Annotated in this window: 25 protein-coding genes and 1 tRNA gene; 15 read left to right on the forward strand and 11 right to left on the reverse strand. The window is 69.0% G+C overall.

What is annotated here, in order from left to right; genetic code table 11:
• Nucleotides 1-201 precede the first annotated feature (201 nt).
• Complete coding sequence (locus tag CVV76_RS10085) at nucleotides 202-516, forward strand: DUF1476 domain-containing protein (protein WP_102224527.1); 315 nt, start codon at nucleotides 202-204, stop codon at nucleotides 514-516.
• Nucleotides 517-665: 149 nt separating this feature from the next.
• Nucleotides 666-1,679, forward strand: coding sequence for a betaine--homocysteine S-methyltransferase (gene bmt / locus CVV76_RS10090; RefSeq protein ID WP_102224528.1), 1,014 nt, complete (start codon nucleotides 666-668; stop codon nucleotides 1,677-1,679).
• Nucleotides 1,680-1,908: 229 nt separating this feature from the next.
• On the opposite strand, the gene CVV76_RS10095 is transcribed toward bmt, so the two are convergent.
• A complete protein-coding gene (locus CVV76_RS10095) occupies nucleotides 1,909-2,991 on the reverse strand; it encodes a PA0069 family radical SAM protein (RefSeq protein ID WP_199178558.1) in 1,083 nt (360 codons plus the stop codon).
• Between the two features lie 305 nt (nucleotides 2,992-3,296).
• Between CVV76_RS10095 and CVV76_RS10100 the strand changes: the two genes are divergently transcribed.
• From CVV76_RS10100 to CVV76_RS10105, 3 genes are all read left to right on the forward strand, one after another.
• Nucleotides 3,297-3,998: a corrinoid protein gene (locus CVV76_RS10100; protein ID WP_102224530.1), complete on the forward strand. Its 702-nt coding sequence runs from the start codon at nucleotides 3,297-3,299 to the stop codon at nucleotides 3,996-3,998.
• 114 nt (nucleotides 3,999-4,112) lie between these two features.
• Nucleotides 4,113-4,280 (forward strand): hypothetical protein, encoded by a 168-nt coding sequence (locus tag CVV76_RS24960; protein WP_158243129.1) that lies wholly within the window; start codon nucleotides 4,113-4,115, stop codon nucleotides 4,278-4,280.
• Nucleotides 4,277-4,936: a DUF1638 domain-containing protein gene (locus tag CVV76_RS10105; protein ID WP_102224531.1), complete on the forward strand. Its 660-nt coding sequence runs from the start codon at nucleotides 4,277-4,279 to the stop codon at nucleotides 4,934-4,936. The genes CVV76_RS24960 and CVV76_RS10105 overlap by 4 nt, the downstream gene beginning before the upstream one ends.
• 88 nt (nucleotides 4,937-5,024) lie before the next feature.
• Here CVV76_RS10105 and msrA read toward each other — a convergent pair whose 3' ends face one another.
• The 4 genes from msrA to CVV76_RS10125 are packed head-to-tail and all read right to left on the reverse strand — an operon-like array spanning nucleotide 5,025 to nucleotide 8,019.
• Nucleotides 5,025-5,531, reverse strand: coding sequence for a peptide-methionine (S)-S-oxide reductase MsrA (gene msrA, locus CVV76_RS10110; protein ID WP_102224532.1), 507 nt, complete (start codon nucleotides 5,529-5,531; stop codon nucleotides 5,025-5,027).
• Nucleotides 5,528-5,983, reverse strand: coding sequence for a peptide-methionine (R)-S-oxide reductase MsrB (gene msrB, locus CVV76_RS10115; protein WP_102224533.1), 456 nt, complete (start codon nucleotides 5,981-5,983; stop codon nucleotides 5,528-5,530). The genes msrA and msrB overlap by 4 nt, the downstream gene beginning before the upstream one ends.
• Nucleotides 5,984-6,039: 56 nt before the next feature.
• Complete coding sequence (locus CVV76_RS10120; protein WP_102224534.1) at nucleotides 6,040-6,819, reverse strand: RlmE family RNA methyltransferase; 780 nt, start codon at nucleotides 6,817-6,819, stop codon at nucleotides 6,040-6,042.
• Nucleotides 6,820-6,873: 54 nt separating this feature from the next.
• Nucleotides 6,874-8,019: a Ppx/GppA phosphatase family protein gene (locus CVV76_RS10125; RefSeq protein WP_102224535.1), complete on the reverse strand. Its 1,146-nt coding sequence runs from the start codon at nucleotides 8,017-8,019 to the stop codon at nucleotides 6,874-6,876.
• 352 nt (nucleotides 8,020-8,371) lie between these two features.
• Here CVV76_RS10125 and CVV76_RS10130 point away from each other — a divergent pair, with 352 nt between their 5' ends.
• The 4 genes from CVV76_RS10130 to CVV76_RS10145 all read left to right on the forward strand — a co-directional run bounded on the left by CVV76_RS10130 (nucleotide 8,372) and on the right by CVV76_RS10145 (nucleotide 11,445).
• Nucleotides 8,372-8,668, forward strand: a complete 297-nt coding sequence (locus CVV76_RS10130; protein WP_102224536.1) for a virulence factor — start codon at nucleotides 8,372-8,374, stop codon at nucleotides 8,666-8,668.
• Between the two features lie 70 nt (nucleotides 8,669-8,738).
• On the forward strand, nucleotides 8,739-9,692 hold the full coding sequence (locus CVV76_RS10135) for a methylenetetrahydrofolate reductase (protein WP_102224537.1): 954 nt from the start codon (nucleotides 8,739-8,741) through the stop codon (nucleotides 9,690-9,692).
• A gap of 84 nt (nucleotides 9,693-9,776) precedes the next feature.
• Nucleotides 9,777-10,424 (forward strand): HAD family hydrolase, encoded by a 648-nt coding sequence (locus CVV76_RS10140; RefSeq protein ID WP_102224538.1) that lies wholly within the window; start codon nucleotides 9,777-9,779, stop codon nucleotides 10,422-10,424.
• A gap of 19 nt (nucleotides 10,425-10,443) precedes the next feature.
• A complete protein-coding gene (locus tag CVV76_RS10145) occupies nucleotides 10,444-11,445 on the forward strand; it encodes a methyltetrahydrofolate cobalamin methyltransferase (RefSeq protein WP_102224539.1) in 1,002 nt (333 codons plus the stop codon).
• A gap of 243 nt (nucleotides 11,446-11,688) precedes the next feature.
• Here the strand turns inward: CVV76_RS10145 and CVV76_RS10150 are convergent, their stop codons facing one another.
• Nucleotides 11,689-14,010, reverse strand: coding sequence for a cytochrome P450/oxidoreductase (locus CVV76_RS10150; RefSeq protein ID WP_102224540.1), 2,322 nt, complete (start codon nucleotides 14,008-14,010; stop codon nucleotides 11,689-11,691).
• Between the two features lie 154 nt (nucleotides 14,011-14,164).
• On the opposite strand from CVV76_RS10150, the gene CVV76_RS10155 reads away from it, so the two are divergent.
• The 3 genes from CVV76_RS10155 to CVV76_RS10165 all read left to right on the forward strand — a co-directional run bounded on the left by CVV76_RS10155 (nucleotide 14,165) and on the right by CVV76_RS10165 (nucleotide 15,816).
• Nucleotides 14,165-14,896 (forward strand): IclR family transcriptional regulator, encoded by a 732-nt coding sequence (locus CVV76_RS10155; protein WP_199178559.1) that lies wholly within the window; start codon nucleotides 14,165-14,167, stop codon nucleotides 14,894-14,896.
• 37 nt (nucleotides 14,897-14,933) lie between these two features.
• Nucleotides 14,934-15,007 (forward strand) — tRNA-Gly (locus tag CVV76_RS10160).
• A gap of 326 nt (nucleotides 15,008-15,333) precedes the next feature.
• Nucleotides 15,334-15,816 carry a MarR family winged helix-turn-helix transcriptional regulator gene (locus tag CVV76_RS10165; RefSeq protein WP_102224541.1) on the forward strand — a complete coding sequence of 161 codons (483 nt, stop codon included), beginning with the start codon at nucleotides 15,334-15,336 and terminating at the stop codon, nucleotides 15,814-15,816.
• A gap of 28 nt (nucleotides 15,817-15,844) precedes the next feature.
• On the opposite strand, the gene CVV76_RS10170 is transcribed toward CVV76_RS10165, so the two are convergent.
• From CVV76_RS10170 to CVV76_RS10185, 4 genes are all read right to left on the reverse strand, one after another.
• On the reverse strand, nucleotides 15,845-17,155 hold the full coding sequence (locus tag CVV76_RS10170; protein ID WP_102224542.1) for a TRAP transporter large permease: 1,311 nt from the start codon (nucleotides 17,153-17,155) through the stop codon (nucleotides 15,845-15,847).
• The gene (locus CVV76_RS10175; protein ID WP_102224543.1) at nucleotides 17,152-17,598 is read right to left on the reverse strand and encodes a TRAP transporter small permease; all 447 of its coding nucleotides are present in this window, start codon (nucleotides 17,596-17,598) and stop codon (nucleotides 17,152-17,154) included. The genes CVV76_RS10170 and CVV76_RS10175 overlap by 4 nt, the downstream gene beginning before the upstream one ends.
• Complete coding sequence (locus CVV76_RS10180; protein ID WP_102224544.1) at nucleotides 17,595-18,647, reverse strand: TRAP transporter substrate-binding protein; 1,053 nt, start codon at nucleotides 18,645-18,647, stop codon at nucleotides 17,595-17,597. The genes CVV76_RS10175 and CVV76_RS10180 overlap by 4 nt, the downstream gene beginning before the upstream one ends.
• Nucleotides 18,648-18,928: 281 nt before the next feature.
• Nucleotides 18,929-19,522, reverse strand: coding sequence for a TetR/AcrR family transcriptional regulator (locus CVV76_RS10185; RefSeq protein ID WP_233192800.1), 594 nt, complete (start codon nucleotides 19,520-19,522; stop codon nucleotides 18,929-18,931).
• Nucleotides 19,523-19,771: 249 nt separating this feature from the next.
• On the opposite strand from CVV76_RS10185, the gene CVV76_RS10190 reads away from it, so the two are divergent.
• Genes CVV76_RS10190 through CVV76_RS10200 form a run of 3 tightly spaced genes read left to right on the forward strand, consistent with a single transcriptional unit; the run spans nucleotide 19,772 to nucleotide 23,566 of the window.
• Nucleotides 19,772-20,272, forward strand: coding sequence for a (2Fe-2S)-binding protein (locus CVV76_RS10190; RefSeq protein ID WP_102224545.1), 501 nt, complete (start codon nucleotides 19,772-19,774; stop codon nucleotides 20,270-20,272).
• Complete coding sequence (locus tag CVV76_RS10195; protein WP_102224546.1) at nucleotides 20,269-21,318, forward strand: FAD binding domain-containing protein; 1,050 nt, start codon at nucleotides 20,269-20,271, stop codon at nucleotides 21,316-21,318. Before CVV76_RS10190 ends, CVV76_RS10195 begins: the two co-directional genes overlap by 4 nt.
• Nucleotides 21,311-23,566, forward strand: a complete 2,256-nt coding sequence (locus tag CVV76_RS10200; protein WP_102224547.1) for a xanthine dehydrogenase family protein molybdopterin-binding subunit — start codon at nucleotides 21,311-21,313, stop codon at nucleotides 23,564-23,566. Before CVV76_RS10195 ends, CVV76_RS10200 begins: the two co-directional genes overlap by 8 nt.
• Before the next feature lie 84 nt (nucleotides 23,567-23,650).
• Here the strand turns inward: CVV76_RS10200 and CVV76_RS10205 are convergent, their stop codons facing one another.
• Nucleotides 23,651-25,630: a MacB family efflux pump subunit gene (locus CVV76_RS10205; RefSeq protein WP_102224548.1), complete on the reverse strand. Its 1,980-nt coding sequence runs from the start codon at nucleotides 25,628-25,630 to the stop codon at nucleotides 23,651-23,653.

Genomic DNA, 25,630 nt, shown 5'->3' on the forward strand with positions numbered 1-25,630 from the left:
GCGAGCAGAAAGTGGGACCGGGGCGGCGGCGCATCCTTGCTTCCTGCGCAGTGACCTCGGAAGCATGGAGGCGTGGCCATGTGCTGGATCATTGTCCAACCTCCGGGACTTGCGGCATCATCCTTGCGTGGGCATATCTTGAAGGACGCGCATCACCCCTTATCCGACTGCGTCGGGAAACATGCACAGGGAGGCCCCCCGATGACCACCTTCGACGACCGCGAGAATGCGTTCGAATCCAAGTTCGCCCATGATGCCGAGATGCAGTTCCGCGCCGAGGCGCGGCGCAACAAGCTGCTCGGCCTCTGGGCCGCCGAGATGATGGGCCTGACCGGCACGGCGGCGAGCGATTATGCCCTGACCGTGGTCAAGGCCGATTTCGCCGAGCCGGGCCACGAGGATGTGGTGCGCAGGGTGGTGGCCGATCTCGACGGCAAGGCCTCGGCCGCGGATATCCGGCTGAAGATGTCGGAGCTTCTGTCGGTCGCCAAGGGCCAGCTTCTGGCCGAGAACTGAACCGGCACAGGCGCGCCCGGATGGCGGCGCACTGAATCGAATTGCCCTGACGGGCCGCGCGTGGCACACCCTGCCCTGCGCGCCCCTGTTCGTTCGCGGTGCAGCGCAGGCCCAGATCCGACGCCCCGATCCGACCAAGGGAGACACCGATGAGCGACCTTCTGTCCAAGCTTCTGGCCGAGCGCGACTGGCTGATGGCCGATGGCGCCACCGGGACCAACCTGTTCAACATGGGGCTGAGTTCGGGCGAGCCGCCGGAGTTGTGGAACGTCGACCGGCCGGACAACATCCGCACGCTCTATCGTGGTGCGGTTGATGCGGGGTCGGACATCTTTCTCACCAATTCCTTCGGCGGCAACGCGGCGCGGCTGAAGCTGCATGACGCGCAGGACCGGGTGGCGGAGCTGAACCGGGTGGCGGCGGAGCTGGGCCGCGAGGTGGCCGATGCCGCCGGGCGGCCGGTCGTCGTGGCCGGCTCCATGGGTCCAACCGGAGAGATCATGCAGCCGATGGGCAACCTTACCCACGAGCTGGCCGTCGAGATGTTCCACGAACAGGCCGAGGGGCTGAAGGCCGGCGGGGTCGACGTGCTCTGGGTCGAGACGATCTCGGCCCCCGAGGAATACAAGGCCGCGGCCGAGGCGGCCGCGCTGGCCGGCATGCCCTGGTGCGGCACGATGAGCTTCGACACCGCGGGGCGGACGATGATGGGCGTGACCTCGGCCGCCTTCGCGGCGCTGGTCGAGGGGCTGCCCAATCCGCCGCTGGCCTTCGGCGCGAATTGCGGCGTGGGGGCGTCGGACCTGATGCGCACCGTGCTGGGCTTTGCCGCCCAGGGGACGGAGCGGCCGATCATCGCCAAGGGCAACGCCGGGATCCCGAAGTTCCACGACGGCCATATCCATTACGACGGCACGCCCGAGCTGATGGCGGAATACGCCGTGCTGGCCCGCGACGCCGGCGCCAGGATCATCGGCGGATGCTGCGGCACGATGCCCGAACATCTGGCGGCGATGCACAAGGCGCTGGTGGAGCGGCCACGCGGGCCCCGCCCGACGCTCGACCAGATCGCCGAGACGCTGGGCGGCTTTTCCTCGGCCTCCGACGGGACCGGCGACGAGGCCGGCCCCGCGCGCGAACGTCGCGGGCGGCGTCGGGGCTGAGCGCCAAGCCGCGACGCGCGTTTGTGACCGGGAATGGCGCATCCGCGGGGGTTCCCCGCCCCAGCACCCGCCGCATCCGCCGCATCCGCGGGGGTTTCACACCCCCGCACCCCCGTGGAGTATTTCTACAAGAAAGAACAAGGGGCCGGACGGCGATGTCGTTCGGGTCTTTTCGGTGAGTGCGGGCCGCGGGCGGGCGCCCTGACGCGCCACGGGCCCGGGGCGCATCTCAGAGCGCCAGGCTCAGCTGGTCGCCGGGACGCGGCGGCGGGGCGAAGAGATCGGTGCGGAGCGGGGCCGCGCGACCGTCAAGGCCGGTGCGGGCGGCGGCCCGGCGAAAGCGCTGGCGGGCAAGATCGGACCAGGTGCCCTGCCCCGTCATGCGTTTGCCCCATTCCGGATCGTAATCCTGCCCGCCGTGCAGATCGCGCACCCGCCCCATGACGCGCGCCGCGCGGTCGGGGTAATGCGTGGCCAGCCAGTCGCGGAACAACGGCGCCACCTCGCGCGGCAGTCGCAACATGATCCATGAGGCGGAGGTCGCCCCGGCCGCGGCGGCGGCATCGAGAATCGCCTCGGTCTCAGTATCGGTGAGGCCGGGCACCACCGGCGCCACCATCACGCGCACCGGAACCCCGGCCCCGGACAGCCTCCGGATCGCCTGCAGGCGGCGCGCGGGGCGTGGCGCGCGCGGCTCCATCGCACGGCTGAGACCGTCGTCGAGCGTGGTGACGGAAATTCCCACATGCGCCAGCCCCTGCGCGGCCATCGGTGCCAGCAGGTCGAGGTCACGCTCGATCATCGCGCCCTTGGTGACGATGGTCACCGGGTGGCGGAAAGCCGAAAGGACCTCCAGCACCTCGCGCATCACGCGATGCTCGGCCTCGATCGGCTGGTACGGGTCGGTGTTGGTGCCGATGGCGATGGGGCCGGGCGTGTAGGACCTTGCCCGAAGCTCGCGCTCCAGCACCGCACCGATCCCCGGTCGGGCGATCAGCCGGGTCTCGAAATCCAGCCCCGGCGAAAGGTTGAGGTACGCATGGCTGGGCCGGGCGAAACAGTAGATGCAGCCGTGTTCGCACCCGCGGTAGGGGTTGATCGAACGGTCGAACGGGATATCGGGCGAGGTATTGCGGGTGATCGCCGAGCGCGGGCGTTCGATCCGCACCTCGGTGCGCAGGACGCGGGCGTCCTCGGGCAGGTCCCACCCGTCGTCGAAAGCCGCGCGCGCCTGCCCCTCGAACCGCCCTTCAGCGTTCGATCCTGCGGCGCGGCCCGGGGTGCGGAGCCAGGGGGAAAGCGTCTCGTCCATGGGGGCGAGAATAGAACATTTGAAGAACATTTCAAGACGGGCACCTCCACGATCCACGACCCGCCCCCTGCCCGACGGCGCAAAGGTCGCGCGCGTGATAGCGGCACAACGGCCTGCCCTCCCGGGACGCCCCGGCCCCGCCTGACCGGACAGCGCGACGGCGGCGGCGGCGGGGCGATGTCCGCCTCGGCGCCCTCAACCTGCGGCAACAGGTCGCCTGCGTCCGCGCGGAAGTCGCAAACTGGCGCTCCGGGCGCCCCGGTTTGTACGTAGATGGGCGCGAGATCCTCTGGCGGAGCGCGACCATGGCCGACGAAGACGACGAGATCATCCTTTCCGAACTGTCGGACGACGAGCTCGTGCTGCAGATGCACGACGACCTCTACGACGGCCTGAAGGAAGAGATCGAGGAGGGCGTCAACATCCTCCTGGGGCGCGGCTGGGTGCCCTATGACGTGCTGACCAAGGCCCTGGTCGGCGGGATGAAGATCGTCGGCGACGACTTCCGCGACGGTATCCTCTTCGTGCCCGAGGTCCTTCTGGCGGCCAACGCGATGAAGGCGGGGATGTTCATCCTCAAGCCGCTGCTGGCCGAGACCGGCGCGCCGCGCATGGGCAAGATGGTGATCGGCACCGTCAAGGGCGACATCCACGACATCGGCAAGAACCTCGTCGCCATGATGATGGAAGGCGCGGGCTTCGAGGTGGTCGACCTCGGCATCAACAACGCGGTCGAGAAATACCTCGAGGCGCTGGAAAGCGAACAGCCCGACATCCTCGGGATGTCGGCCCTGCTGACCACGACCATGCCCTACATGAAGGTCGTGATCGACACGCTGAAGGAAAAGGGCATGCGAGAGGATTACATCGTTCTCGTCGGCGGCGCCCCCCTGAACGAGGAATTCGGCCGCGCGATCGGCGCCGACGCCTATTGCCGCGACGCCGCGGTGGCGGTCGAGACGGCGAAAACCTTTGTCGCGCGCAAGCACAACAGCATGGGCGCCTGACGCCCCTGCACTGCCTCGCCCCGGCGGCCTGGCTGCCGGGGCACTTTTCTTCCCTGCGCGCAGGGTTGCAATGGCCCTCGCCCCGGCCCAGATCGGAGGCAAAGGGAGATTGCCATGCCCGCCTACCGCTTTTCCTCGCTCCTGATGCTGGTGATCGCCGCCGCGGCGCTGACGCTGGGCGTCGCCTACTGGGTACAGGGCGCCATCGGGATCAAGGGCGGCGCCTTCGTGGCGATCGCCGTGCTCCTGTGCCTGCGCCTCGCGCTCGAGCGCAAGCGATGACAGCCGCCCGGCCCTCCGACGCCACGCTTTCGGACACCGCTCTTTCAGACGAGGGCCTGGCGCCGGAGCTGGCGGGACGGATCCTGCTGATCGCCTGCGGCGCGCTGGCGCACGAGATCCTCGCGCTGAAGCGGATCAACGGCTGGGACCACATGGACCTGCGCTGCCTGCCCGCGAAGCTCCACCTCTGGCCCGACCGAATCCCCGCCGCCATCGAAGCGGCGGTGACGGAGGACCGCGCGCGCTACGACACCGTGTTCGTGGTCTACGCGGATTGCGGCACTGGCGGGCTGTTGCAGCAGACCTGCACGCAATTGGGCGTCGAGATGATCGAAGGCCCCCATTGCTACTCGTTCTTCGAAGGCAACGCGGCCTTCGCCGCCAAGGCGGAAGAGGAATTCACCGCCTTCTACCTGACGGATTTCCTGGTCCGGCAGTTCGACGCCTTCGTCTGGAAACCGATGGGCCTCGACAGCCACCCGGAGCTGCGCGACATGCTCTTCGGCAATTACGACAGGCTCGTCTACCAGGCCCAGACCGAGGACCCGGCGCTTGACGCCAGGGCCGAAGACTGCGCCCGCCGCCTCGGCCTTGCCTACGAGCGGCGGTTCACCGGATATGGCGACCTGGCGGTCGCCCTGGGCAAGCTCGGCTGATCTTCATTGTTCCCCAAATACGCCTGCAACGGCGGGGCCGGGCCCTGCGTATTTAAGGGAACAATGAAAGGCAGATCACGAAGGCGGGTCACTCTGCCGCGCTGCGTTTCGGTAGCACCCAGTCCGCGCGCGGGAAGTGACAGGTATAGCCGTTAGGGATCCGTTCGAGGTAATCCTGATGCTCGGGCTCGGCCTCCCAGAAATCGCCCGCGGGTTCGACCTCGGTCACGACCTTGCCGGGCCAGAGGCCCGAGGCCTCGACATCGGCGATCGTGTCCAGCGCGACGGCCTTCTGGTCGTCCGAGAGAGTGTAGATCGCCGAGCGGTAGGACATGCCGCGATCGTTTCCCTGGCGGTTCACGGTGGTCGGGTCGTGGATCTGGAAGAAGAATTCCAGAAGCTCGCGATAGCTGATGCGGGCAGGATCGAAGACGATCTCGATCGCCTCGGCATGGGTGCCGTGGTTGCGGTAGGTGGCGTTCGGCACGTCGCCGCCGGAGTAACCGACGCGGGTCGCCTCGACCCCGGGGAGCTTGCGGATCAGGTCCTGCATGCCCCAGAAGCAGCCGCCGGCAAGAATGGCTTTCTCGGTCATTTCACATCCTCCTCGAAGAGATGGGCGTAATCGCCGTAGCCCTCGGCCTCCAGCTCCGCGACCGGGATGAACCGCAGCGAGGCCGAGTTGATGCAATAGCGCAGGCCGCCCCGGTCGCGCGGCCCGTCGGGGAACACGTGGCCCAGGTGACTGTCGCCGTGGGACGAGCGGACCTCGGTCCGCACCATGCCGTGGGTGCGGTCGGTCAGCTCGACCACGTGGTCGTTCTCGACCGGCCTGGTGAAGCTGGGCCAGCCGCAATGGCTGTCGAACTTGTCGAGGCTGGTGAAGAGCGGCTCGCCCGACACCACGTCGACATAGAGGCCCTCGCCCTTGAAGTCGTGGAATTCGTTCATGAAGGGCCGCTCGGTCCCGCTTTCCTGCGTGACCCGGTATTGTTCCGGTGTCAGGCGGGCGACGGCCTCGGCGCTCTTGGCATAGGTTCTGGTCATGGGGCTCCCCTTCGCGTTGCCCCTTATGTGGGGCGCATTGGGCCGCGCGTCCAGTGTCAGTCTTCGTCCTGGTCCATGGCCTCGGCCCCGTGCCCGTCGTCGGGACGCCCGCGGAAACCGGTGGCGACCACGAACTTCTCGGAGCTGTCGGCGCGGCTGGCCGGCGGCTTGACGTTCGCGACCTTCTTGAAGGCGCGCTTCAGCAGCGCCTGCAACTCGTTCTCGGCGCCCCCCGCCAGCACCTTGGCGACGAAGGTCCCGCCTTCCTCCAGCACGTCGAAGGCCAGTTCGGCGGCGGCCTCGCACAGGGCCACGATCCGGATATGGTCCGTCTGCTTGTGCCCCGAGGACGATGCGGCCATGTCCGACATCACCACGTCGGCCTTGCCACCGAGCCAGGCCTTGACCTTGTCGTCGGCGCCTTCCTCGAGGAAATCCAGCTGATGGATCTCGGCCCCCGCGATCGGCTCGACCTCCTGCAGGTCGATGCCCAGAACCGTGCCCACGGGCTTGCCCTTCTTCTCGCCGAGCGCGTTGACGCGCGGCACCGCCACCTGGCACCAGCCGCCGGGCGCGCAGCCGAGGTCGACCACCCGCGCCCCGGGCACGAGGAAGCCGTATTTCTCGTCCAGTTCGAGGATCTTGAAGGCCGCCCGCCCGCGGTACCCTTCGGCCCGGGCGCGCTTGACGTAGGGGTCGTTCAGCTGGCGTTCCAGCCAGAGGGTCGAGGACAGCCTGCGCCCCCGCGCGGTCTTGACCTTGACCCGCAGGTCACGTGCCCCGCGCCCGCTGGTCTTCTTCTCGCCGCCGCCCTTGCTGCCCTTCGATCCCGTCACGACAATCCCTTTCGTTCGCCGCCCCCTACCCCGGGCCGCGGCGCCCGGCAAGCATTAATAGGGTCCTTCCTCCAACACTCCGTCGGCGCACATCTGGGCGTAGAGCAGCCCCTCGCGCAGGCCCCGGTCGGCGACCGAGAGGCGATCCGTGGGCCAGACCCGCATCAGCGCCTGCAGGATCGCGGCGCCGGACATGATCAGCGCGTGCCGGTCGCGCCCGATCCGCGGATCGCTGCGCCGCCCCTCGGGCCCGAGGCTGAGGTAGTCGCGGATCACCGCGTCGATCTGGTCCGAGGTCATCCGCAGCCCGTCCACCTTGTTGCGGTCATAGCGCTTCAGCCCGAGGAACGAGGCCGCAACCGTGGTCACGGTGCCCGAGGTGCCGATGATCTGGAACCCCTCGCGCGGGGTTTCGGCGTTGTAGGGGCTGAAATCGGCCAGCTTCTCCTCGAAGAACCAGCTCATCAGCGCGAAACGGGCGCTGTCGTCGTCGACATCGGTGAACTGGTCGCGCAGCGTGGCCACACCCAGCGGCACGCTGATCCAATCCACCATCCGCGCCACCGGCCCGATATCGTCGCGTGGCGAGAACCCCGCGTAAAGCCGCATGATGGAACGCGACTTCTCCCCCGGCGGCACCTTGGACAGGTCGAGCCAGACCAGCTCGGTCGAGCCGCCGCCGATGTCCACGACCAGCAGCTCCTCGGTCCGCTTCGAGACCAGCGGCGCGCAAGAGACGACGGCAAGGCGCGCCTCTTCCTCCGGCGCGATGATCTCGAGGCTGAGCCCGGTCTCGCGCTGGACGTGACGCATGAAGTCGCGCGCGTTGCGGGCGCGCCGACAGGCCTCCGTCGCGACAAGGCGCATCCGGCCGACGCCATGCTTCTCGATCTTCTTCTGGCAGATCCGCAGCGCCTGCACGGTGCGCCCCATGGACGCCCGGCTCAGCCGCCCCGAGGCCTCCAGCCCCACGCCCAGCTGAACCGCCTTGGAAAAGCTGTCAAGCACGTGGAACTGGCTGCCGCGCGGGCGGGCAATCAGCATGCGGCAACTGTTCGTGCCGAGATCCAGCGCCGCATAAAGCGCGGGATCTATGGAAGGGGTGCGGGTCGGCTCCACCGGATCGGGGCCTGCGACGGCAATGTGCGGCTCTGCCGACTCCGGGAACGCGCCCTCCCCTTCGGGACGCTCGGGCGTCATCTCGTCGCCCTCCAACTCAAGTTGCCCCCAAGGTAGCCCCGCCCGCCCCCGCGTGCAAGCGCCCGGGGATCGACGAAAGGCTGAATAAAGTGGCACGGCCACCGCAGGTGCCCACCTGCTTCGCGTCTTTCGCGCCGGAAATACGCCGGCGAAGGCGCGTGCGCCGTGCCCGCAGAGGGGCGCCAAGGGGTCGGCGCCTCCTCTTCACGAAACCGCGCGTCGCCCGCAATGCCGTGTCCGCCGGGCCGGGACCGCCCCCAAGGTCGCCTATCGCGCCGGAAATGTCGAAATCCGACGAGGGGCGCCGCCCCGCCCGCCGTAGAGAAGAAGCCAAGGACGGAGGAAACCCGACATGCCCGAAGTCACGATCGTCTCATGGCGCGACATCCCGGCCCAGGTCATCGTCGGCAAGGGCCGCCGCGGCGCCAAGCGGCCGCTGCCCGAACGCTTCGAACAGGCGATCGACCGCTGCGCCATGAAGGTCGGCGCACAGGAGACCGACGCCTATCTCGCCGAATGGCGCAAGGCCGCCCCCTACGAGGTGGCGGGCGATCCCGAAGAGGTGCTCGCGGCGGAACTTTCCCGCCTCGAGACGGAATACGACAGCCAGCGCCTGAAGACGCTGATCGACAATGACGGCTGGGCCTGACGCCCGGTTGCCCCCTCGTTCGCCCCGCGGATCGTCCCGCACCCCCGTGTTCACCCTCAGGGAGGCTCTGATGGCCCTTCTCAATTTCCGGCGCCCCGATCCGCGGCAGGATGCGGCCTTGCAGGAGCGCGCAGCCTCGGCCGAGGTGGAGGCCTTCCTCAAGGGCTTCTCGATCGAGGTGATGCCCCGCACCGCCGAGAAGATCGAGGATTTCCGCGACCTGCTGCCCGCGGGCACTCGGGTCTACATCGCCCATATCGACGGCACACCGATCGAGGACATGGTGGCGACCGCGGCGCGGCTGGCGCGCGAAGGCTATGCCGTGATGCCGCATCTGCCGGCCCGGATCATCCGCGACCGGGCGCAACTTGCCGACTGGCTCGCCCGGTACAAGGGCGAGGCCGGGGTCGACCAGGCCCTGTTGCTGGGCGGTGGCGTGGCCCGGCCCGCGGGCGTGTTCGACAATTCCATGCAGCTGATCGAGACCGGCCTGTTCGACGGCTTCACCCGGCTGCACATCGCGGGCCACCCGGAGGGCAACCGCGACATCGACCCCGACGGCGGCGATGCCAACGTGATGGACGCGCTGCGCTGGAAGGCGGCCTTCTCCGAGCGTACCGACGCGAAGATGGCGCTGGCCACGCAATTCGCCTTCGACGCCGCCCCCGTGATCGCCTGGGCCGACCGGCTGGCGGTAGAGGGGATCGACCTGCCGATCCATATCGGCGTGGCCGGCCCCGCCAAGCTCCAGACCCTGATCAAGTTCGCCATCGCCTGCGGCGTCGGCCCCTCGCTCAAGGTTCTTCAGAAGCGCGCCCGCGACGTCTCCAAGCTTCTGCTGCCGTTCGAGCCGGACCAGTTCGTGGCCGATCTCGCCGCCCACAAGGCCCGCTATCCGGGCTTCGGCATCGAGGCCGTGCATTTCTTTCCGCTCGGCGGTATCAAGACCTGCGCCGGCTGGACCACGGCGCACGGGGGCACGTCGGGCGTGCCCGCGCGCGACCAGGCCCACGCACAGGCATAACCCCCGCCGCACGGCGCGGGGGATGGTCCGGCGGCACGACACCGCGACGGGACGGGCGCAGAAGAGGCGCGGAACGGGGGAAGAATGCGCGACACGCTGCTTTTCGATCTGGACGGGACGGTCGCGCATACCGACCCGATCCACGAGACGGTCTTTCGCGCGCTCTTCACCGCCCACGGCGTCGCGCTGGAGGAGGATTTCTACAGCCGCCACGTGATCGGCAGCTCCAACGCCGCTATCTTCGCGCATTTCCTGCCCGATCATCCCGACCACCGGGCCCTCAGTGCCGAGAAGGAAGCCACCTTCCGCGCCAGCCTGCCCACCCCCTTTCCGCCGACCGCGGGCCTTTCCGCCCTGCTCGCGCGGGCCGAGGCGGAGGGCTGGCGCCGCGCCATCGTCACCAACGCGCCCCCCGCCAATGCCGAGGCGACGCTGGAGGCGACCGGCCTCGCCCGCCATTTCGACCTGATCGTCTCGGGCGCCGCCCTCGGCCGCTCCAAGCCCGACCCGTTCCCCTACCAGGAGGCGATGCGTCACCTCGGCGTCACCCCCGACCGTGCCATCGCCTTCGAGGACAGCCCCTCGGGCGCCCGCGCCGCCCGCCGCTCGGGCGCGTTCACCGTGGGCGTCCGCTCCTCGCTGTCCGACCAGGACCTGCGCCAGGCCGGCGCACATCTGACGATCCAGGATTTCACCGACCCCGCGCTCGAGCCGCTGCTCGGCGCCGCATGAGGCAGGAAGGACAGACGACATGAGCACCCGCACCGTACTCGAATCGAAGTCTAAGACCGTGGTGATCGGCTTCGACGAGCCGTTCTGCGTGATCGGCGAACGGATCAACCCCACCGGCCGCAAGAAGCTGGCGGCCGAGCTGGAGCTGGGCGATTTCTCGACCGTGGAGCGCGACGCGCTGGAACAGGTGGCCTGCGGGGCGATGGTGCTCGACGTGAACTCGGGCGCGGTGTTCTCGAACAAGATGGCCGAGGATCCGCGCTATGCCGACAACAACTTCGTCGAGCCGCCGCTGATGCGCGAACTTTGCGCACGGGTGCAGGCGGTCGTGGACGTGCCGCTCTGTATCGACAGCTCGGTCCCTGGTGCGCTGGAGGCGGGCCTTGCGGTCTGCGAGGGGCGCCCGCTGGTCAACTCGGTCACCGGCGAAGAGGAGCGGCTGGAAAAGGTGCTGCCGCTGATCGCCAAGTACAAGGTACCGGTGGTGGCGATCTCGAACGACGACACCGGGATCTCGGACGATCCGGACGTGCGCTTCGCGGTCGCGAAGAAGATCGTCGAGCGCGCGGCGGATTTCGGCATCCCGGCGCATGACATCGTGGTCGACCCGCTGGTGATGCCGGTGGGCGCGAAGGACACGGCAGGCCTGCAGGTCTTTGCCCTGGTCAAGCGGCTGCGCGAGGAGCTGGGGGTAAACACCACCTGCGGCGCCTCGAACATCTCCTTCGGGCTGCCGAACCGCCACGGGATCAATGCGGCCTTCCTACCAATGGCGATCGCGGCGGGGATGACGAGCGCGATCATGAACCCGATCCGCAAGGCCGAGATGGAGGCGATCCGCGCGGCGAACTTCCTCATGAACCACGATGCGAACGGCGGTGACTGGATCCGCTTCTCGCGGGTGGTCGAGGCGGTCGACGGGGGCCAGAGCTTCGCCGAAGCCTCGGCCGCAGCAGCAGCCTCGGGCGGTCGCGGCGGGCGTTCTGGCGGGCGTGCGGGGCGCGCGCGGGCACGGGGCTGAGCTCCGACGGCGGGCCTATCGGGTTCCCAGATCCGCATCGCGGCGCAAGCTGATGCGGCGGGCCGGCGGGGGCGCTGCCCCCTGCACCCCCGGGATATTTTCGAGCAGAAAGGGAAGAGGGGCTGCCTTCTTCTGAGTGGAAATATCCCACGGGGGTGCGGGGGTGTGAAACCCCCGCGGATGCGGCGCGTGCGGAGGTGAGAAACCCCTGCGCCGCAATCTCCGCCGGCACTGGCGCCGGGATCAGAGGGCGAGCTTCAGTTTCGCCCCCCTGGCGCGCGAACAGCAGGTCATCATCCGGGTCATGCCCGCGCGTTCGGACCGTGTAAGGACGGCGTCGCGGTGATCGATCTCGCCCTCGAGCACCGCGACTTCGCAGCTGCCGCACAGGCCCTCGCGGCAGTCGCAGGCGACATCGACCCCCGCGGCGGCCAGTGCGTCGAGGACGGTTTCGTCGGGGGCCACCGTCACGGTGAGGCCGCTGTCGGCCAGATCCAGCGTGAAGCCATGTTCCGCCCCGGGGTCGAGGAGGGCGCTGGCGGCCTGGAAATGTTCGAAGCGGTAGGTGCCCTCGGGGTGGTCCGCGGTCAGGTCGTCGAGCGCGGAGAGCATCCGCGCCGGGCCGCAGGCGAAGATCTGGCCGCCTTCGGGCAGGCTCGCCACGATGGCGGCGAGGTCGGCCCGGGTGCCCTCGTCGCCCACGTGCAGCGTCAGGCGATCGCCGTGGTCGGCCGCCAGCCGGTCGAGGAAGGCCATCCGGCCGCGCGACCGCCCGGCGTAGTGGATCTCGTAGCTGCGGCCGAGGATCTTCAGCCGGTCGGCCATGGCGAGGATCGGGGTGATGCCGATGCCGCCGGCCACGAGCATCGTGTGGGGCCGGGTCTCGTCCAGCCGGAAGTGGTTGCCGGGCCCGCGCAGGCGCAGTTCCGTTCCGGGCCTGAGCCGCTCGTGGAAGTGGCGCGAGCCGCCCTTGCCGGTCTCCTCGCGCAGGATCGCCACCGAATAGCCCGCGCCGGGCCGGCCGCAGAGCGAGTACTTGCGCTCGACCGTGCCATCGCAGAGCTCGACATGGGCGCCTGCGGTCCAGGCGGGCAGCGGGCGGCCCTGCGGGTCCTCGAGCGTCACGCCAAGCACGCCCTCGGCCTCCTGCCGCACCTCGGCCACGCGGACCCGCCGCGCGATGTCGCGCGCCGAGGGGGCGCCAACGGCAAAATCGCGTACGGGGTGCGGAGCGGCGTTTCCGGCCCGTTCGGGGACCTGCGCCGGATCCCATTCGACCCAGAGCGCCTCCGGTCCGCGGAACGAGGTGGAGGGGACGTAGCTGAACGCCTGCTCCGCCAGCCTGAGGCCGGGGATGCGGCGGGTCATCTCCTCGAGGAAGATCCGCATTTCCATTCGGGCGATGTTCTTGCCCATGCACTGGTGTGCGCCGTAGCCGAAGGACAGGTGGTCCACCGCGTCACTGCGGTAGATGTCGAAATCGTCGGCATTCTCGAAATGCAGCGGGTCACGGTTGCCCGAGGTCTGCACGATCAGCAGCTTCGCGCCCTCGGGGATCTCGACCCCGCCGACCACCGCGGGGGCCGTGGTCTGGCGCCGCCACGCGACGATGGACCCCCCGTAGCGCAGGCATTCCTCGACCGCGTTGGGAATGAGGCCCGGGTCGTTGCAGATCTCTTCCCAGGCGGGCCGGTTCGACAGCAGCAGGCGGAACATGTTGGCCGAGGCGAGCGAGGTCGTCTCGTGCGCCGCCACGATGATCGCCATCATCATCGAGTGGACGTAGCTGTCGGTCACGACCTCGGGGATCTCGGCGTTCTTGCGGATGGTGTAGTGCATCCAGCCGGTGCCGTCCGTTTCGGCGCGCATCTTCTCGATCACCCGGCCCGCGTATTGCCAGAAGCGGCCGACGTCATGGGCGACCTCGGCCTGCTTGTCGGGCGAGGGTTTGCCCCAGGTGTTCACCGAATGCGCGACCGAGAAGGTGCGCAGCGTCGCGATCTCGTCCTCCGGCACGCCGAGGAAGTGCAGCGCCACCAGCAGCGGGACTTCATAGAGCATCGCCGCCACCAGGTCGGTGCGGCCAGAGGCAATGAAGGCGTCGATCCGCTCCGACGTCAGCTGGCGGATCATCTCCTTGTTCTTCTCGAGGTTCTCGGGAAGGAAATGATCCATCAGCGCGCGGCGGCGGATCATATGGGCGGGCTCGTCCTCGTTCACCATGGTGCGGTCCATGGCGTAATCGTAGCTTTTCAGGATCTCCACCGCCTCGGGCGTGGCGGGGGTGATCTTTTCCAGCACATTCCTGGGCGAGAACAGGATGTTGTCGCGAAACACCGCCTTGATGTCGTCGTAGCGGGTGACGATCCAGTAGCCCATTTCCTCGGAATAGAAGACGGGCCTTTCCTCGCGCGACCAGCGCAGCGCTTCGGCCGGGTCGGCCTGGTAGGGCGCGCCGAAGGCGTCGAAATGACGGGCGCGGGCGTCAAGGTCGTCCTGCGCGTGGTGGTTCTGCGCGGAGCCGGCCTGGTGGAAAGGACAGGCGGGGGCTGCGGTCTCAGTCATCGGATCCTCCCTCAGAGCGATGGATTTGCACATAGTGGACAAATCGTCTCATATATCGTATCATTTGAAACGAGTTTCGCAAGGGCCGCCGTGCAGGGGCCGCCGCGCAGGGGCCGCCGTGACACTATGCCAGCGGGAGGATCATGAGGGGATCATGAGCAGGAAGATGACGGAAAAGGCGGGAAAGGCGGAGGCCACCGAGACGGGTCTCCTCCAGACGCTGCAGCGCGGGATGGAGGCGTTCAGGATCGTCGCCGCGGCGCCGGGCGGGCTTTCGGTGGCCGAGCTTGCGGAGCGCCTCGGGCTGAACCGGGCGAACGTCTACCGGATCGTGGCGACGCTGGAGGCGGACGGGTTCGTCGCGAAGGGCCCGGGCGGCCGGATCCGGCCCGGCGGCGCGATGCTGGCGCTGGCCGTGGGGGTCGACGTGCAGCTGCGCGCCGTGGTGGGGCCGGCGCTCGACCGGCTGGCGATGGAGGCGGCGGCGACGGCCTTCCTGTCGATCGCGCGGGGGGACGATGCCGAGGCTGTCCTGGTATCGGAAAGCGACGCGGGACTGATCCGCGTGGGCTACCGGGTCGGCAGCCGCCACCCGCTGGCCCGCGGTGCGGCGGGGATCGCGATCCTGGCCGGCCGGCCCGCCGCGCCGGGCGAGGCGCCGGCGATTGCGACAGCCCGAAACGAGGGCGTCAGCGTGACCCGCGGAGAGCTGCAGCGCGGCGCCATCGGGATCGCGGCACCGGTGCGGCTGGCGGGGGTCGAAGCCTCGGTGGGCGTGGTCGCGCTCGACGATCTCGAGGTCGCGCGGGTGGCGCCTCTGGTGCGGGCCACGGCCTCCTCTATCGCCGCGGGATTTTCCGCGGCGAGGCCGCGCAGCGGCGCTTGACGGCGCCCGCGGCTTCGCGTACCTCAACCGCAACCGGGCGGGTGTAGCTCAATGGTAGAGCAGAAGCTTCCCAAGCTTACGACGAGGGTTCGATTCCCTTCACCCGCTCCAGGTTTTCCCGATATCTTCCACGATGCGGCTCTGTTGCAGAGATCGTCTTTCTTGGCGTCCCGACATCGCGGCGCTCATGGCTGCCGGCGTTCACACGCCCGCACCCGCCACATCCGCGGGGGTTTCACACCCCCGCACCCCCGTGGGATATTTCCGCTCAGAAGAAGGCAGGCCCTCTTCCCTTTCTGCTCGAAAATATCCCGGGGGTGCAGGGGGCAGCGCCCCCGCCGGCCCCGCCCTCTCCGCCGATGCCCGCCCATTGACTTGACGCACCGGCTCGATTCTGATCATCCCGTTGCGGATGAAACGAACCGCCGGGAGGCCGCGTGCAGCTTGAGACCTTCTTTCCCTATCGCCTTGCCGTCGCGGCCGAGGCGTTCTCGCGCAATCTTGTGGCGGTCTATGGTCAGAACTACGGCCTCACCCGCGAGGAGTGGCGGCTTCTGTTCCTGATCGAGGGGGCGGGGCGGATCTCGTCGCTTGAACTGGCGCGGCGGACGACGCTGGGCAAGGTGCAGGTGACGCGGGCGGCGCAGCGGCTCGAGGAGAAGCAGATGATCACCCGACGGGTTCCCAAGGCGGACCGGCGGTTGCGGGAATATTCCATCACCGAGGAGGGCCGCACGCTCTTTGCCCAGGCCTTTGACGAGGTCAACGCGCGCGCCTCCGAGATCCTCGGCGCCATGGCGCCGGAGGACCGCGCCGCGCTCGACCGCGGGATCGAGGCGTTGATGCGGGCGGTGCGCGCGACCACGCCCGAGGGGGTGCTTGCCCCCGATCCGGAGGGCGGACCAGAGGTCGGCGCGTAAGGCGCCCCCGCGGAGGCCGGCGCCCCGGCTAGCTGACCAGCCAGAGCGAGATCGCCGGGAAGGCGACGATCAGGGTGATGCGCACGATGTCGGCCACCCAGAACCACAGGATGCCGCGGAACATCGTCGAGAGCGGCACGTCCGTCAGCACCGAGCGCAGCACGAAGACGTTCATCCCCACCGGCGGGGTGATCAGGCTGATCTCGGTCGCCACCACCACGATCACCGCGAACCAGATCAGGATCATGTCCGGATCGGCCAGGATCCCCGCGCCGAAGTCGAGCTGACTGACCAGCGGGTAGAAGATCGGCACCGTCAGCAGGATCATCGACAGGCTCTCCAGCACCGCGCCCAGCACCATGTAGATCAGCACGATCACGACGATCACTTCCCACGGCCCGAGCCCCAGCGCCTCCACGAAGTCGTAAAGCTTGTCGGGAAGCCCCGCGAAGGTGATGAAATTGCTGAAGATCTCGGCACCGATGATGATCGCGAAGATCATCGCCGACGCGATGGCCGAGTCGATCAGCGCCTCCCACAGCCCGGCACGGGTCAGCCCGCCGACGGCGAGTGCAATCAGCACGGCGGCGGCGGCGCCCATGCCTGCGGCCTCGATCGGGGTGAAGAACCCGCCGTAGATCCCGACCATGATGAAGACGAAGAGCGCGAGCGTCGCGAAGACCCCCACCATATCCTGGCGGGTCATGTGGGCGACATCCCCCACCGCCGGCGCCAGCGCGGGTTTCACCCGCACCGCGACCAGCACGGCGACGAGATAGAGGCCGATCCCCAGCACGCCCGGCAGGATGCCGGCGATGAAGAGCTTGCCGATATCGCTTTCGGTCAAGAGGCCGTAGATGATCATGATGACCGAGGGCGGGATCAGGATCCCCAGCGTGCCGCCTGCGGCGATCGACCCGGTGGCGAGGCTGTCGTGGTAGCCGAAGCGCCGCATCGAGGGCATCGCCACCTTGGACATCGTGGCGGCGGTGGCCAGCGACGAGCCGCAGACCGCCGAGAAACCACCGCAGCTGAGGATCGTGGCCATGGCCAGCCCGCCCCGGAAGCGGCCGAAGATCCGGTCGGCGCCGTTGAAGAGGCCGCTGGCGATTCCTGACCCGGCAAGGATGTTGCCCATGAAGATGAAGAGCGGCACGACCGAGAGCGAATAGTTCATCCCGGTCTCGAACACCGCGTTACCGACCATGGCGCCGGCGGCGTCGAAGCCGCGCATCTGGGCAAAGCCGAGCCCCCCCACGAGGGCCATGGCAAAGGCGATCGGCACGCGCAGGAAGACTAGTCCCAGCAGGACGGCGAAGGCAATCAGGGAAGAGGTCATTCAGGTTTCCTGGCAAGTGCCACGATGGCGGAGGCGACGCAGCTGACGAGGCCGACCGCCCCCAGCGTCCACAGCGGGAAGCCAATCCCCTGCGTCGCGCGCCCGGTGGTGACGTCGTCCTCGACCTTGAAGCCGAGGCGAAAGGCGAAATAGACCAGCACCAGCGCGGTCACCACCGCCGCGGCGACGCCCAGGACACGGGCCGCCCGGGCGGGCATGAGCGAGAGGAACAGGTCCACCTCGACATGGCCGCCCCGGGCGGTGACCAGCGGCAGCGCCGCGAAGACCAGCGCGCCGAGCAGGATCTGCGTCAGGTCGTAGGCCCCGCGCAGGGGGGCGTTGAACAGGTAGCGCCCGACCACGTCGACGCAGGTGACGAGGATCAGCCCCACCACCAGCGCCGCCGCGATCACCTCGAGCGCCCGGCGCGCCGTCTGGATCATGCCGAGATGCCCGTCATCTTGCGGAACTTCTCAAGCGCGGCCTTGCCGTCATAGCCCTTGTCGAGGCTCCCGGCCCACTTGTCCTCGAAGACGGAGCCCTTCGCCTTGATCGCCTCGACGAGCGGCGCGGGGGCGTCGATCACCTCGATCCCGGCCTTCTTGGCGGCCTTCACGCCCAGGTCGTCGGCGATGTTCCACGCCTCGCCCGCGCGCTTGGCGAAAGCCTTGCCCGACAGCTTGGTGATCGCCTCCTGGTCGGCCTTGGAGATCTTGTCCCATTTGCCCGGGTTCATGACGAGGAACCAGGTGGTGTTGTAGATCCCGCCCGGCACCTTGGTGGTGTATTTCACCAGTTCCGCCAGCTTGTAGGAGTTCAGCGGGTCCATCGGGAAGGTCACCCCGTCGATCACCCCGCGCGACAGTTTCTCGTAGACCTCGCCGGGCGCGGTCAGGATCGTCACCGCGTCGAACGAGGTCATCAGGTCCGAGATGTAGCCGCCGGGGCAGCGCAGTTTCATCCCCTTCAGGTCGTCGGCGGTCTTTACCGGGCGGGCCTTGTTGTGGATCACGCCCGGGCCGTGGTTGAAGAGGCCCAGAAGATGCGTTCCCTCGTGTTCCTTCACCGCGCCCAGGTCCTGGGTGTAGACGTCCCAGAACGCCTGCGAGATCGAGGCGGCGTCATTGCCCAGAAGGCTGAACTGTCCGATCCGGGAATTCTTGAAACGGTCGTCCTTGGTAAAGGAATGCAGGCCATAGGTGATGTCGGCCACGCCGTCGCGGGCCATGTCGAAATGCGCGGGCGGGCTGCCCAGCGGCTTGGCCAGAACGCGGATCTTCACCCGGCCCTCCGTCGCGGTCTCGATGTCCTTGGCCCAGGGCTTGATCGCATGCACCACCACCGGGTGGCGCGGCGGCAGCCAGCTCGACAGCACGAGGTCCACGCTCTCGGCGCGGGCCGGGCGAAGGCCCAGGCCGGTGGCGCCCACGGCCACCGCGCCGGCGGCCGCGGCCTGGCCCAGGAACGCGCGCTTGGTCAATTTCTCGGTCATTGGGTCTCCTCCCCTGACGTTATCTACCCCGCAGACATCGCGCGGGCCTTGCCGCTTGCCGGCCCCTCCTCGCGCTCCTCCCGCGTCTCGTGACCCGAAGGCCCCTGCCCTCAATCATCCTGTCACGCCCGATCAAGTCAAGGAGATTATTTCATCTGCAACGAGTTCGCTGGAAAGATGCATCGCAGGCCGTCCTGGGCGGGCTTTGCGCACCTCCGGACAGAGCTCTCGCACGGGGGCCACTAGGGGATCAGGCCCGTGCGGGCCGCCAACCGGTTGTATCAGAGAGCGGCGCTCAACCCATCAGCGAAGATGTCGACCAGGCGCCCGGCCCGCTCGCGCCAGCCGGGCTGGCCGCGCATCGCGCAAAAGCCGATGACGGCGTGCCACAGATCGTCGGGCACCACGTCGGCGCGAATCTCGCCCGCCGCCACGGCGCGGCCGATCAGCGCCTCGGCGCCCGCGTTCATCCGGCACTTGGAATAGGAGAACAGCTCCTGCTTGCCCTCGGTCGCCAGCGCCAGCGCCTCCAGCATGCCCTTCTTGACCGCGATCACGTCGATGGCGCAATGCAGCCAGCGACGCAGCGCCTCGCCCGGAGGCAGTTCCGCCGCCAGACGCTCGGCCATCTCGGCCAGCGCGTCGACGTCGCGGCGGTAGACCCCCTCGAACAGCGCGTCGCGAGTGGGGAAATGACGGTAGAGCGTGCCGATGCCGACGCCCGCCCGGCGCGCCACCGCCTCGAGGCTGGCCTCCGGCCCGCCCTCGCGGAACACCTCGGCGGCGGCGGAAAGCAGCTTTTCGCGGTTGCGCAACGAATCGGCGCGCGGCTTGCGCCTTGCCTTGTCGCCCTCCGGACCCATTTCCTTGTTCATCGCCTGAGCCGACCCTTCCGAATATCCCGCAAACATGGGGTATCACGCGCCCCCTTGCAAAACGGAGGGCTCCTCCGTATAACAGGGTCACGCGAAAACACCAACCTCCGTAACCTATCCCCCATCGATGCGCCACGTCCGCCAGAGACGTCCGTGCCTATCACCGACCGTCAGCGCGGTCCCTTCCCCATGCCCATCGCGGGCAGAGGGGCCTTTCCGTGCTGACTTCCTGAGCGATCGGAGCCCGACATGTCCCATGACCTTACCCTGACGATCAACGGCACCCGCCAGCAGATCGCACTCGACGACCCGCGCGTCACGCTGCTCGACCTCCTGCGCGAGCGGCTTCATCTGACCGGCACCAAGAAGGGCTGTGACCGCGGCCAGTGCGGCGCCTGCACCGTGCTGATCGACGGCCGGCGGCAGAATGCCTGCCTCGCCCTCGCGCTCAGCCACGACGGCGCCGAGATCACCACCATCGAGGGCCTCGCCGAGGGCGACACCCTCCACCCCGTCCAGGCGGCCTTCGTCGCCGAGGACGGCATGCAATGCGGCTATTGCACCCCCGGCCAGGTGATGAGCGCCGTCGGCCTCATCGCCGAGGGCCGCGCCGGGACCGACCCCGAGCGGATCCGCGAAGGGATGAGCGGCAACCTCTGCCGCTGCGCCGCCTACAGCGGGATCACCCGCGCCGTGCTGGCCGCGGCCGAAGAGATGACCACCACCAAGGGCGAAAGGAAAACGGCATGAAAAGCTTCGACTATCTCCGCCCCGAAACACTGGCCGACGCGATCGCCGCGGGCGGCGCGCCCGGCGCGGCCTACCTTGCCGGCGGTACCAACCTCGTCGACCTGATGAAGACCGGCGCCGCTGTGCCCGATCGGATCGTCGACATTACCCGCCTGCCCGGCCTCGACCGCTGGGAATGGCTGGACGACGGCGGGCTGCGGATCGGCGCGCTGGTCCGCAATTCCGACCTCGCCCATGACGTGGACGTCGCCCAGACCTTCCCGGCCATGGCCGAGGCGCTTCTGTCGGGCGCGTCGGGCCAGCTGCGCAACGCGGCGACCGTGGGCGGCAACCTGATGCAGGCCACCCGCTGCCCGTTCTTCGCCGACCCCACCTCGTCGTGCAACCGGCGAGAGGCGGGCTCTGGCTGCGCGGCGCAGGGCCTGAGTGCACGCGCCTTCGCGGTGCTGGGCGCGTCGGAGGCCTGCATTGCCACCCACCCGTCGGATTTCTGCGTGGCGCTGGCCGCCCTCGGCGCGATGGTGGAGGTCGCGGGCCCCGACGGCACCCGCGCGGTCGCGCTGACCGACTTCCACCGCCTGCCCGGTGCGGCCCCGCAGACCACGACGGTGCTGAAGCCAGGTGAGCTGGTCACCGCGATCACCCTGCCCGCCGCGGCGGCCGGGTTCCGTCGCCACGCGCGCTACCTCAAGCTGCGCGACCGCACCTCGTTTGCCTTCGCGCTGGTCTCGGCCGCCGCAATGCTGCGGATCGAGGACGGCATCATCGCCGAGGCGCGCCTTGCCTTCGGGGGCGTCGCCGCCAAGCCCTGGCGCGCGCTCGACGCAGAGGCCGCGCTGAAGGGCGCGCGTCCCGATGCTGACGCCTTCGCCACCGCCGCCGCCCGGGCGCTGGAGGGCGCCGCCGCGACGGCCGGGAACGGCTTCAAGATCCCGCTGGCCGCGCGCATCGGCGCCCGTGCCCTGACCCTTGCCGCGGCCGGCACGCCCGCCGAGATGCCCGTCCTGCCCGGCTCCGTCCACCTGGGAGAACCCGCCCATGCCTGACGTCACCCCGCTTCCCGCCGCCACGCCGATCCGCATGGGATCGAATGCGGGCCAGCCGCGCACCCGTGCCGATGGCCTGCTGAAGGTCACCGGCCGCGCCACCTATGCCGCCGACAACCACCCCGCGGGGATGGCGCAGGCCGTCCTCGTCACCGCCGCCATCGCCCGCGGCCGGGTCACCGCGATGAATGTCGAGGCCGCCCGCGCCCACCCCGGCGTGGTCGAGGTCTATACCCCCGCGAACCGGCCCGAACTGGCGCTGGAGCCCGATGCGAAGCCCTCCTTCTTCTCGAAACTGACCGAGACGTTGCAGGACGACACGGTGCGCTACGAGGGCCAGCCGATCGCCCTCGTCGTGGCCGAGACGCTGGAAGCCGCGACCGAGGCCGCCCGCCTTCTGGCGCCACAATATGCGGCCGAGACGGCCCGCGTGGGCTTCGACCTTGCGCCCTACGCGCCGGAGTCGGTGGGCTTCGGCTTCCCGATCGAAATGTCCAAGGGCGACATCGCCGCGGGCCTGTCGGAGGCCGCCTCCACCACCGAGACGGTCGTGGAAACCCCGCCGCAATATCACAACGCGATGGAGACCCACGCGATCGTCGCCGAATGGAAGGACGGCAAGCTCTACCTCGACACGCCAACCCAGGCCCCGGGGATGAGCGCTGCGGGCTTTGCCGCATGGCTTGGCCTTGATCCGGCCGACGTGGTGATCCGCTCTCCCTTCCTCGGCGGCGGTTTCGGATCCAAGGCAGCGGTCGTCGGCGCGTTCCTGCTGGCGATCCAGGCGGCGAAGCTGCTGGACCGCCCGGTCAAGCTGGCGCTCGCCCGGCACCAGATGTTCGGACATGTCTTCCACCGCGGCGCCACCCGGCAGACCATCAAGCTGGGCATGGATGCCGAAGGGCGCCTGACCGCGATCGACCACCACACGACCGCCGTCACCGCGGCCTTCGAGGAGTTCATCGAGGGCGCCTCGGGCGCTGCGCGGACCACCTATGCGGCGCCCGCGATCCGCGCCTCGCATGACGGCGTGCGCAACGACGTGGGCGTGCCCGGCGCGATGCGGGCCCCGGGCGAGGCATCCGGCTCCGCCGCGCTGGAGATCGCGGCCGATGTCGCGGCCGAGGCCGCGGGCCTCGACCCTCTGGAGTTCCGGCTCAGGAACTATGCCGAGACCGACCCGATGTCGGGCCTGCCCTATTCCTCCAAGGCGCTGCGCGAATGCTATGCCGAGGGGGCGCGGGAATTCGGCTGGGCCGGGCGCCCGCTGGCGCCGCGCCAGATGACCGACGACGCGGGCATGCTGGTCGGCTGGGGTGTGGGCACCGCCACCTTCCCCTGCCCGATGTTCGGCGCCGAGGCGCGGGCCACGCTGCGCGCCGACGGCACCGCCGTGATCGAGACCGCGCTCATCGACATGGGCCAGGGCTCGTGGACCGCGATGGCGCAGATCGCGGCGGATTCTCTGGGTCTGGATGTGGAGCAGGTGGAGATCCGGGGCGGCGTGTCCGACCTGCCGGATTCCGGTGTCGCGGGGGGCTCCGGCTACACCGCGACGCTGGGCCTCGCGATCGACAACGCGGGCGGCGACACGATCCGTCAGCTGGCCGAGATCGCGTCCTCGGACCCGGACTCGCCGCTTCACGGCACCGGCAACACCAGGGTGGTCGCACGTGGCGGCAGGCTTTACGCCCAAGACGACGAGAGCAGGAGCGAGAGCTATGCCGACATCCTTGCCCGCGCCGGGCGCGAGACGCTGAGCGGCGAGGGCAAGGGGGCGCGCGGCGAGAACGACGCCAACGATCATTCGTTCCAGTCGCATGGCGCGGTCTTCGCCGAGGTGAAGGTGGATCCCGACCTTGGCCAGGTACGCGTGACCCGGCTGGTCGGTGCCTTCGCCGCGGGCCGGATCATCAACCCGCGGATGGTCGAAAGCCAGCTGTCGGGCGGGATGATCTGGGGCATCTCCTTCGCCCTGCACGAGGGCGCCGAGATGGACCCGCGCACCGGGCGCATCCTGAACCGCGACTTTGGCGAATATCATGTCTCGGTCAATTCCGACGCGCCCTCGGTCAAGGTGCTGACGATCCCCGAGGAGGACGCATTCGTGAACCCGCTGGGGGTGAAGGGCGTGGGCGAGATCGGCGTCACCGGCACCGCCGGCGCCATCGCCAACGCGATCTGGCACGCCACCGGCAAGCGGGTGACGAGCTATCCGATCCGGCTGGAGGAACTGCTCGACCTCTGATCGCGCCTCTGATTTTGGGGCTGATCCGATGGAATGACGCGGCCGGGGGCAACCCTCCGGCCGCGTTTTCACATGCCCGCGCCCCTACTCCCGTGCCAGCGCCTCCACCGGGTCCAGCCGCGAGGCGTTGCGCGCAGGCAGATAGCCAAAGACGATCCCGATCAGCGTCGAGGTCACCACCGCCGCCACGATCGACACCGGCGAATAGACCAGCGCGAAATCCGTCGACAGCGCCGAGAAGCCCGCGCCGAACCCAAGCGCAGCCCCGATCCCCAGAGCGCCGCCAAGGAAGCACACCAGCACCGCCTCGATCAGGAATTGCCGCAGGATGTCGCTGCGGCGCGCGCCCACGGCCATCCGCACCCCGATCTCCGACACCCGTTCCGACACCGACACCAGCATGATGTTCATCACCCCGATGCCCCCGACGACCAGCGAGATCACGGCGATCGCCGCCACCAGCATCGTCATGGTCTGCGTGGTCGAGGTGATGGTCTTGCGGATGTCATCGGTGTTGAGGATGAAGAAGTCCTTCGACCCGTGGCGCCGCATCAGCAGGTCCGTCACCGCGTTCTCGGCCGCCGACATCGAGGCGTCGTCGGCCACCCGCACGGTGATCGACCTGAGCGAAGGACTGCCTGTGATCCGCGCCTGCACCGTGGTGTAGGGCAGGAACAGCGAGGGGTTCGCACTCGACCCGAAACCCGATTGCTGCGGCTGCATCACCCCGATGATCCGCATCGGCACCGTGCCGATCAGGACCACCTGTCCCAACGGATCGGTGCCGTCGGAAAACAGCGCCTTGCGGGTGTTCTCGTCGATCACGACGACCTGCGCCATCCGGTCGACATCGCCGGTGTCGAAGAACCGGCCCTCGGCCAGTTTCGACCCCTTCACCTCGAAATACTGCCGTCCGACGCCGTTCACCTGCGCATTCGCCTCGGTCGCGCCAAACCGCGCGGTGGACGAGGTCGTGACCGTGGGTGTCGCTGCCGCGATATAGGGCTCGCGCGCCAGCACGTCGGCATCGCCCACCACCAGCGTGGTGATCCGCCCCGAATGCACGTCGCCGAAATCCTTGCCCGGGAAGATGTCGAGCGTGTTGGTCCCCAGACTCGAGATGTTCGACAGAACCTTGGCCTGCGTACCCTGCCCCAGTGCCACCACCGACACGACCGAGGCGATGCCGATGATGATGCCCAGCATGGTCAGGAAGGTGCGCAGCCGGTGCGCGTTCATCGCCAGAAGCGCCATGCGGAACGCCTCGCGGAAGCGGCCGGCAAGATCACCCATGCCGCGCCGCGCCGGCCGCGCGGGACCGGGCGTCGCGCCCCCTGCCGCCTCTGCCACATGGTCGCGCGCGGGCTGCACCTTGTCGGACAGGATCTCGCCGTCGCGGATCTCGATGATCCGGCCGGCACGCGCCGCCACCTCCGGATCGTGGGTGACGATGATGATCGTCCGGCCCTCGGCGTTCAGCTCGTCTAGGATCCGCAGCACCTCGGCCCCCGACCGCGTGTCCAGCGCGCCGGTGGGTTCGTCCGCCAGGATCACGTCGCCGCCATTCATCAGCGCGCGGGCGATCGACACCCGCTGCTGCTGTCCGCCCGACAGCTGGCCGGGACGGTGCGCCCAGCGTTCGCCCATGCCCAGCCGGTCCAGGAGCGCATGCGCCCGGTCCGCCCGGGCCCCCTCGGCCCAGCCGGCATAGATCGCCGGGATCTCGACATTGCCGACCGCATCAAGTTCGCCCAGCAAGTGGTAGCGCTGAAAGATGAATCCGAAATGCTCCCGGCGCAGCGCGGCCAGGTCGTCACCGTCCAGGCTGGAGGTTTCCACCCCCGAGATGTGGTAGCTGCCAGAGGTCGCCCGATCGAGGCAGCCGAGGATGTTCATCAGGGTCGACTTGCCCGAGCCCGAGGCGCCGATGATCGCCACCATCTCGCCCGCGCGGATCGTCAGGTCGACGTCCTTGAGAACGGCGATCGTACCCTCGCCCGAGGGGAATTCCTTGCGGATCTTCTCCAGCCGGATCAGTGGCGGGGCGTCGTTGGCCGGTGCCAT

The sequence above is a fragment of the Acidimangrovimonas sediminis genome (assembly GCF_002871005.1).
Taxonomy (GTDB): domain Bacteria; phylum Pseudomonadota; class Alphaproteobacteria; order Rhodobacterales; family Rhodobacteraceae; genus Acidimangrovimonas; species Acidimangrovimonas sediminis.

Coding starts and splice junctions, on each gene's coding strand:
- CVV76_RS10085 (WP_102224527.1), top strand. CDS start 202: ATGACCACCTTCGACGACCGCGAGAATGCGTTCGAATCCAAGTTCGCC.
- bmt (WP_102224528.1), top strand. CDS start 666: ATGAGCGACCTTCTGTCCAAGCTTCTGGCCGAGCGCGACTGGCTGATG.
- CVV76_RS10095 (WP_199178558.1), bottom strand. CDS start 2,991: ATGGACGAGACGCTTTCCCCCTGGCTCCGCACCCCGGGCCGCGCCGCA.
- CVV76_RS10100 (WP_102224530.1), top strand. CDS start 3,297: ATGGCCGACGAAGACGACGAGATCATCCTTTCCGAACTGTCGGACGAC.
- CVV76_RS24960 (WP_158243129.1), top strand. CDS start 4,113: ATGCCCGCCTACCGCTTTTCCTCGCTCCTGATGCTGGTGATCGCCGCC.
- CVV76_RS10105 (WP_102224531.1), top strand. CDS start 4,277: ATGACAGCCGCCCGGCCCTCCGACGCCACGCTTTCGGACACCGCTCTT.
- msrA (WP_102224532.1), bottom strand. CDS start 5,531: ATGACCGAGAAAGCCATTCTTGCCGGCGGCTGCTTCTGGGGCATGCAG.
- msrB (WP_102224533.1), bottom strand. CDS start 5,983: ATGACCAGAACCTATGCCAAGAGCGCCGAGGCCGTCGCCCGCCTGACA.
- CVV76_RS10125 (WP_102224535.1), bottom strand. CDS start 8,019: ATGACGCCCGAGCGTCCCGAAGGGGAGGGCGCGTTCCCGGAGTCGGCA.
- CVV76_RS10130 (WP_102224536.1), top strand. CDS start 8,372: ATGCCCGAAGTCACGATCGTCTCATGGCGCGACATCCCGGCCCAGGTC.
- CVV76_RS10135 (WP_102224537.1), top strand. CDS start 8,739: ATGGCCCTTCTCAATTTCCGGCGCCCCGATCCGCGGCAGGATGCGGCC.
- CVV76_RS10140 (WP_102224538.1), top strand. CDS start 9,777: ATGCGCGACACGCTGCTTTTCGATCTGGACGGGACGGTCGCGCATACC.
- CVV76_RS10145 (WP_102224539.1), top strand. CDS start 10,444: ATGAGCACCCGCACCGTACTCGAATCGAAGTCTAAGACCGTGGTGATC.
- CVV76_RS10150 (WP_102224540.1), bottom strand. CDS start 14,010: ATGACTGAGACCGCAGCCCCCGCCTGTCCTTTCCACCAGGCCGGCTCC.
- CVV76_RS10155 (WP_199178559.1), top strand. CDS start 14,165: ATGAGCAGGAAGATGACGGAAAAGGCGGGAAAGGCGGAGGCCACCGAG.
- CVV76_RS10170 (WP_102224542.1), bottom strand. CDS start 17,155: ATGACCTCTTCCCTGATTGCCTTCGCCGTCCTGCTGGGACTAGTCTTC.
- CVV76_RS10175 (WP_102224543.1), bottom strand. CDS start 17,598: ATGATCCAGACGGCGCGCCGGGCGCTCGAGGTGATCGCGGCGGCGCTG.
- CVV76_RS10180 (WP_102224544.1), bottom strand. CDS start 18,647: ATGACCGAGAAATTGACCAAGCGCGCGTTCCTGGGCCAGGCCGCGGCC.
- CVV76_RS10185 (WP_233192800.1), bottom strand. CDS start 19,522: ATGAACAAGGAAATGGGTCCGGAGGGCGACAAGGCAAGGCGCAAGCCG.
- CVV76_RS10190 (WP_102224545.1), top strand. CDS start 19,772: ATGTCCCATGACCTTACCCTGACGATCAACGGCACCCGCCAGCAGATC.
- CVV76_RS10195 (WP_102224546.1), top strand. CDS start 20,269: ATGAAAAGCTTCGACTATCTCCGCCCCGAAACACTGGCCGACGCGATC.
- CVV76_RS10200 (WP_102224547.1), top strand. CDS start 21,311: ATGCCTGACGTCACCCCGCTTCCCGCCGCCACGCCGATCCGCATGGGA.
- CVV76_RS10205 (WP_102224548.1), bottom strand. CDS start 25,630: ATGGCACCGGCCAACGACGCCCCGCCACTGATCCGGCTGGAGAAGATC.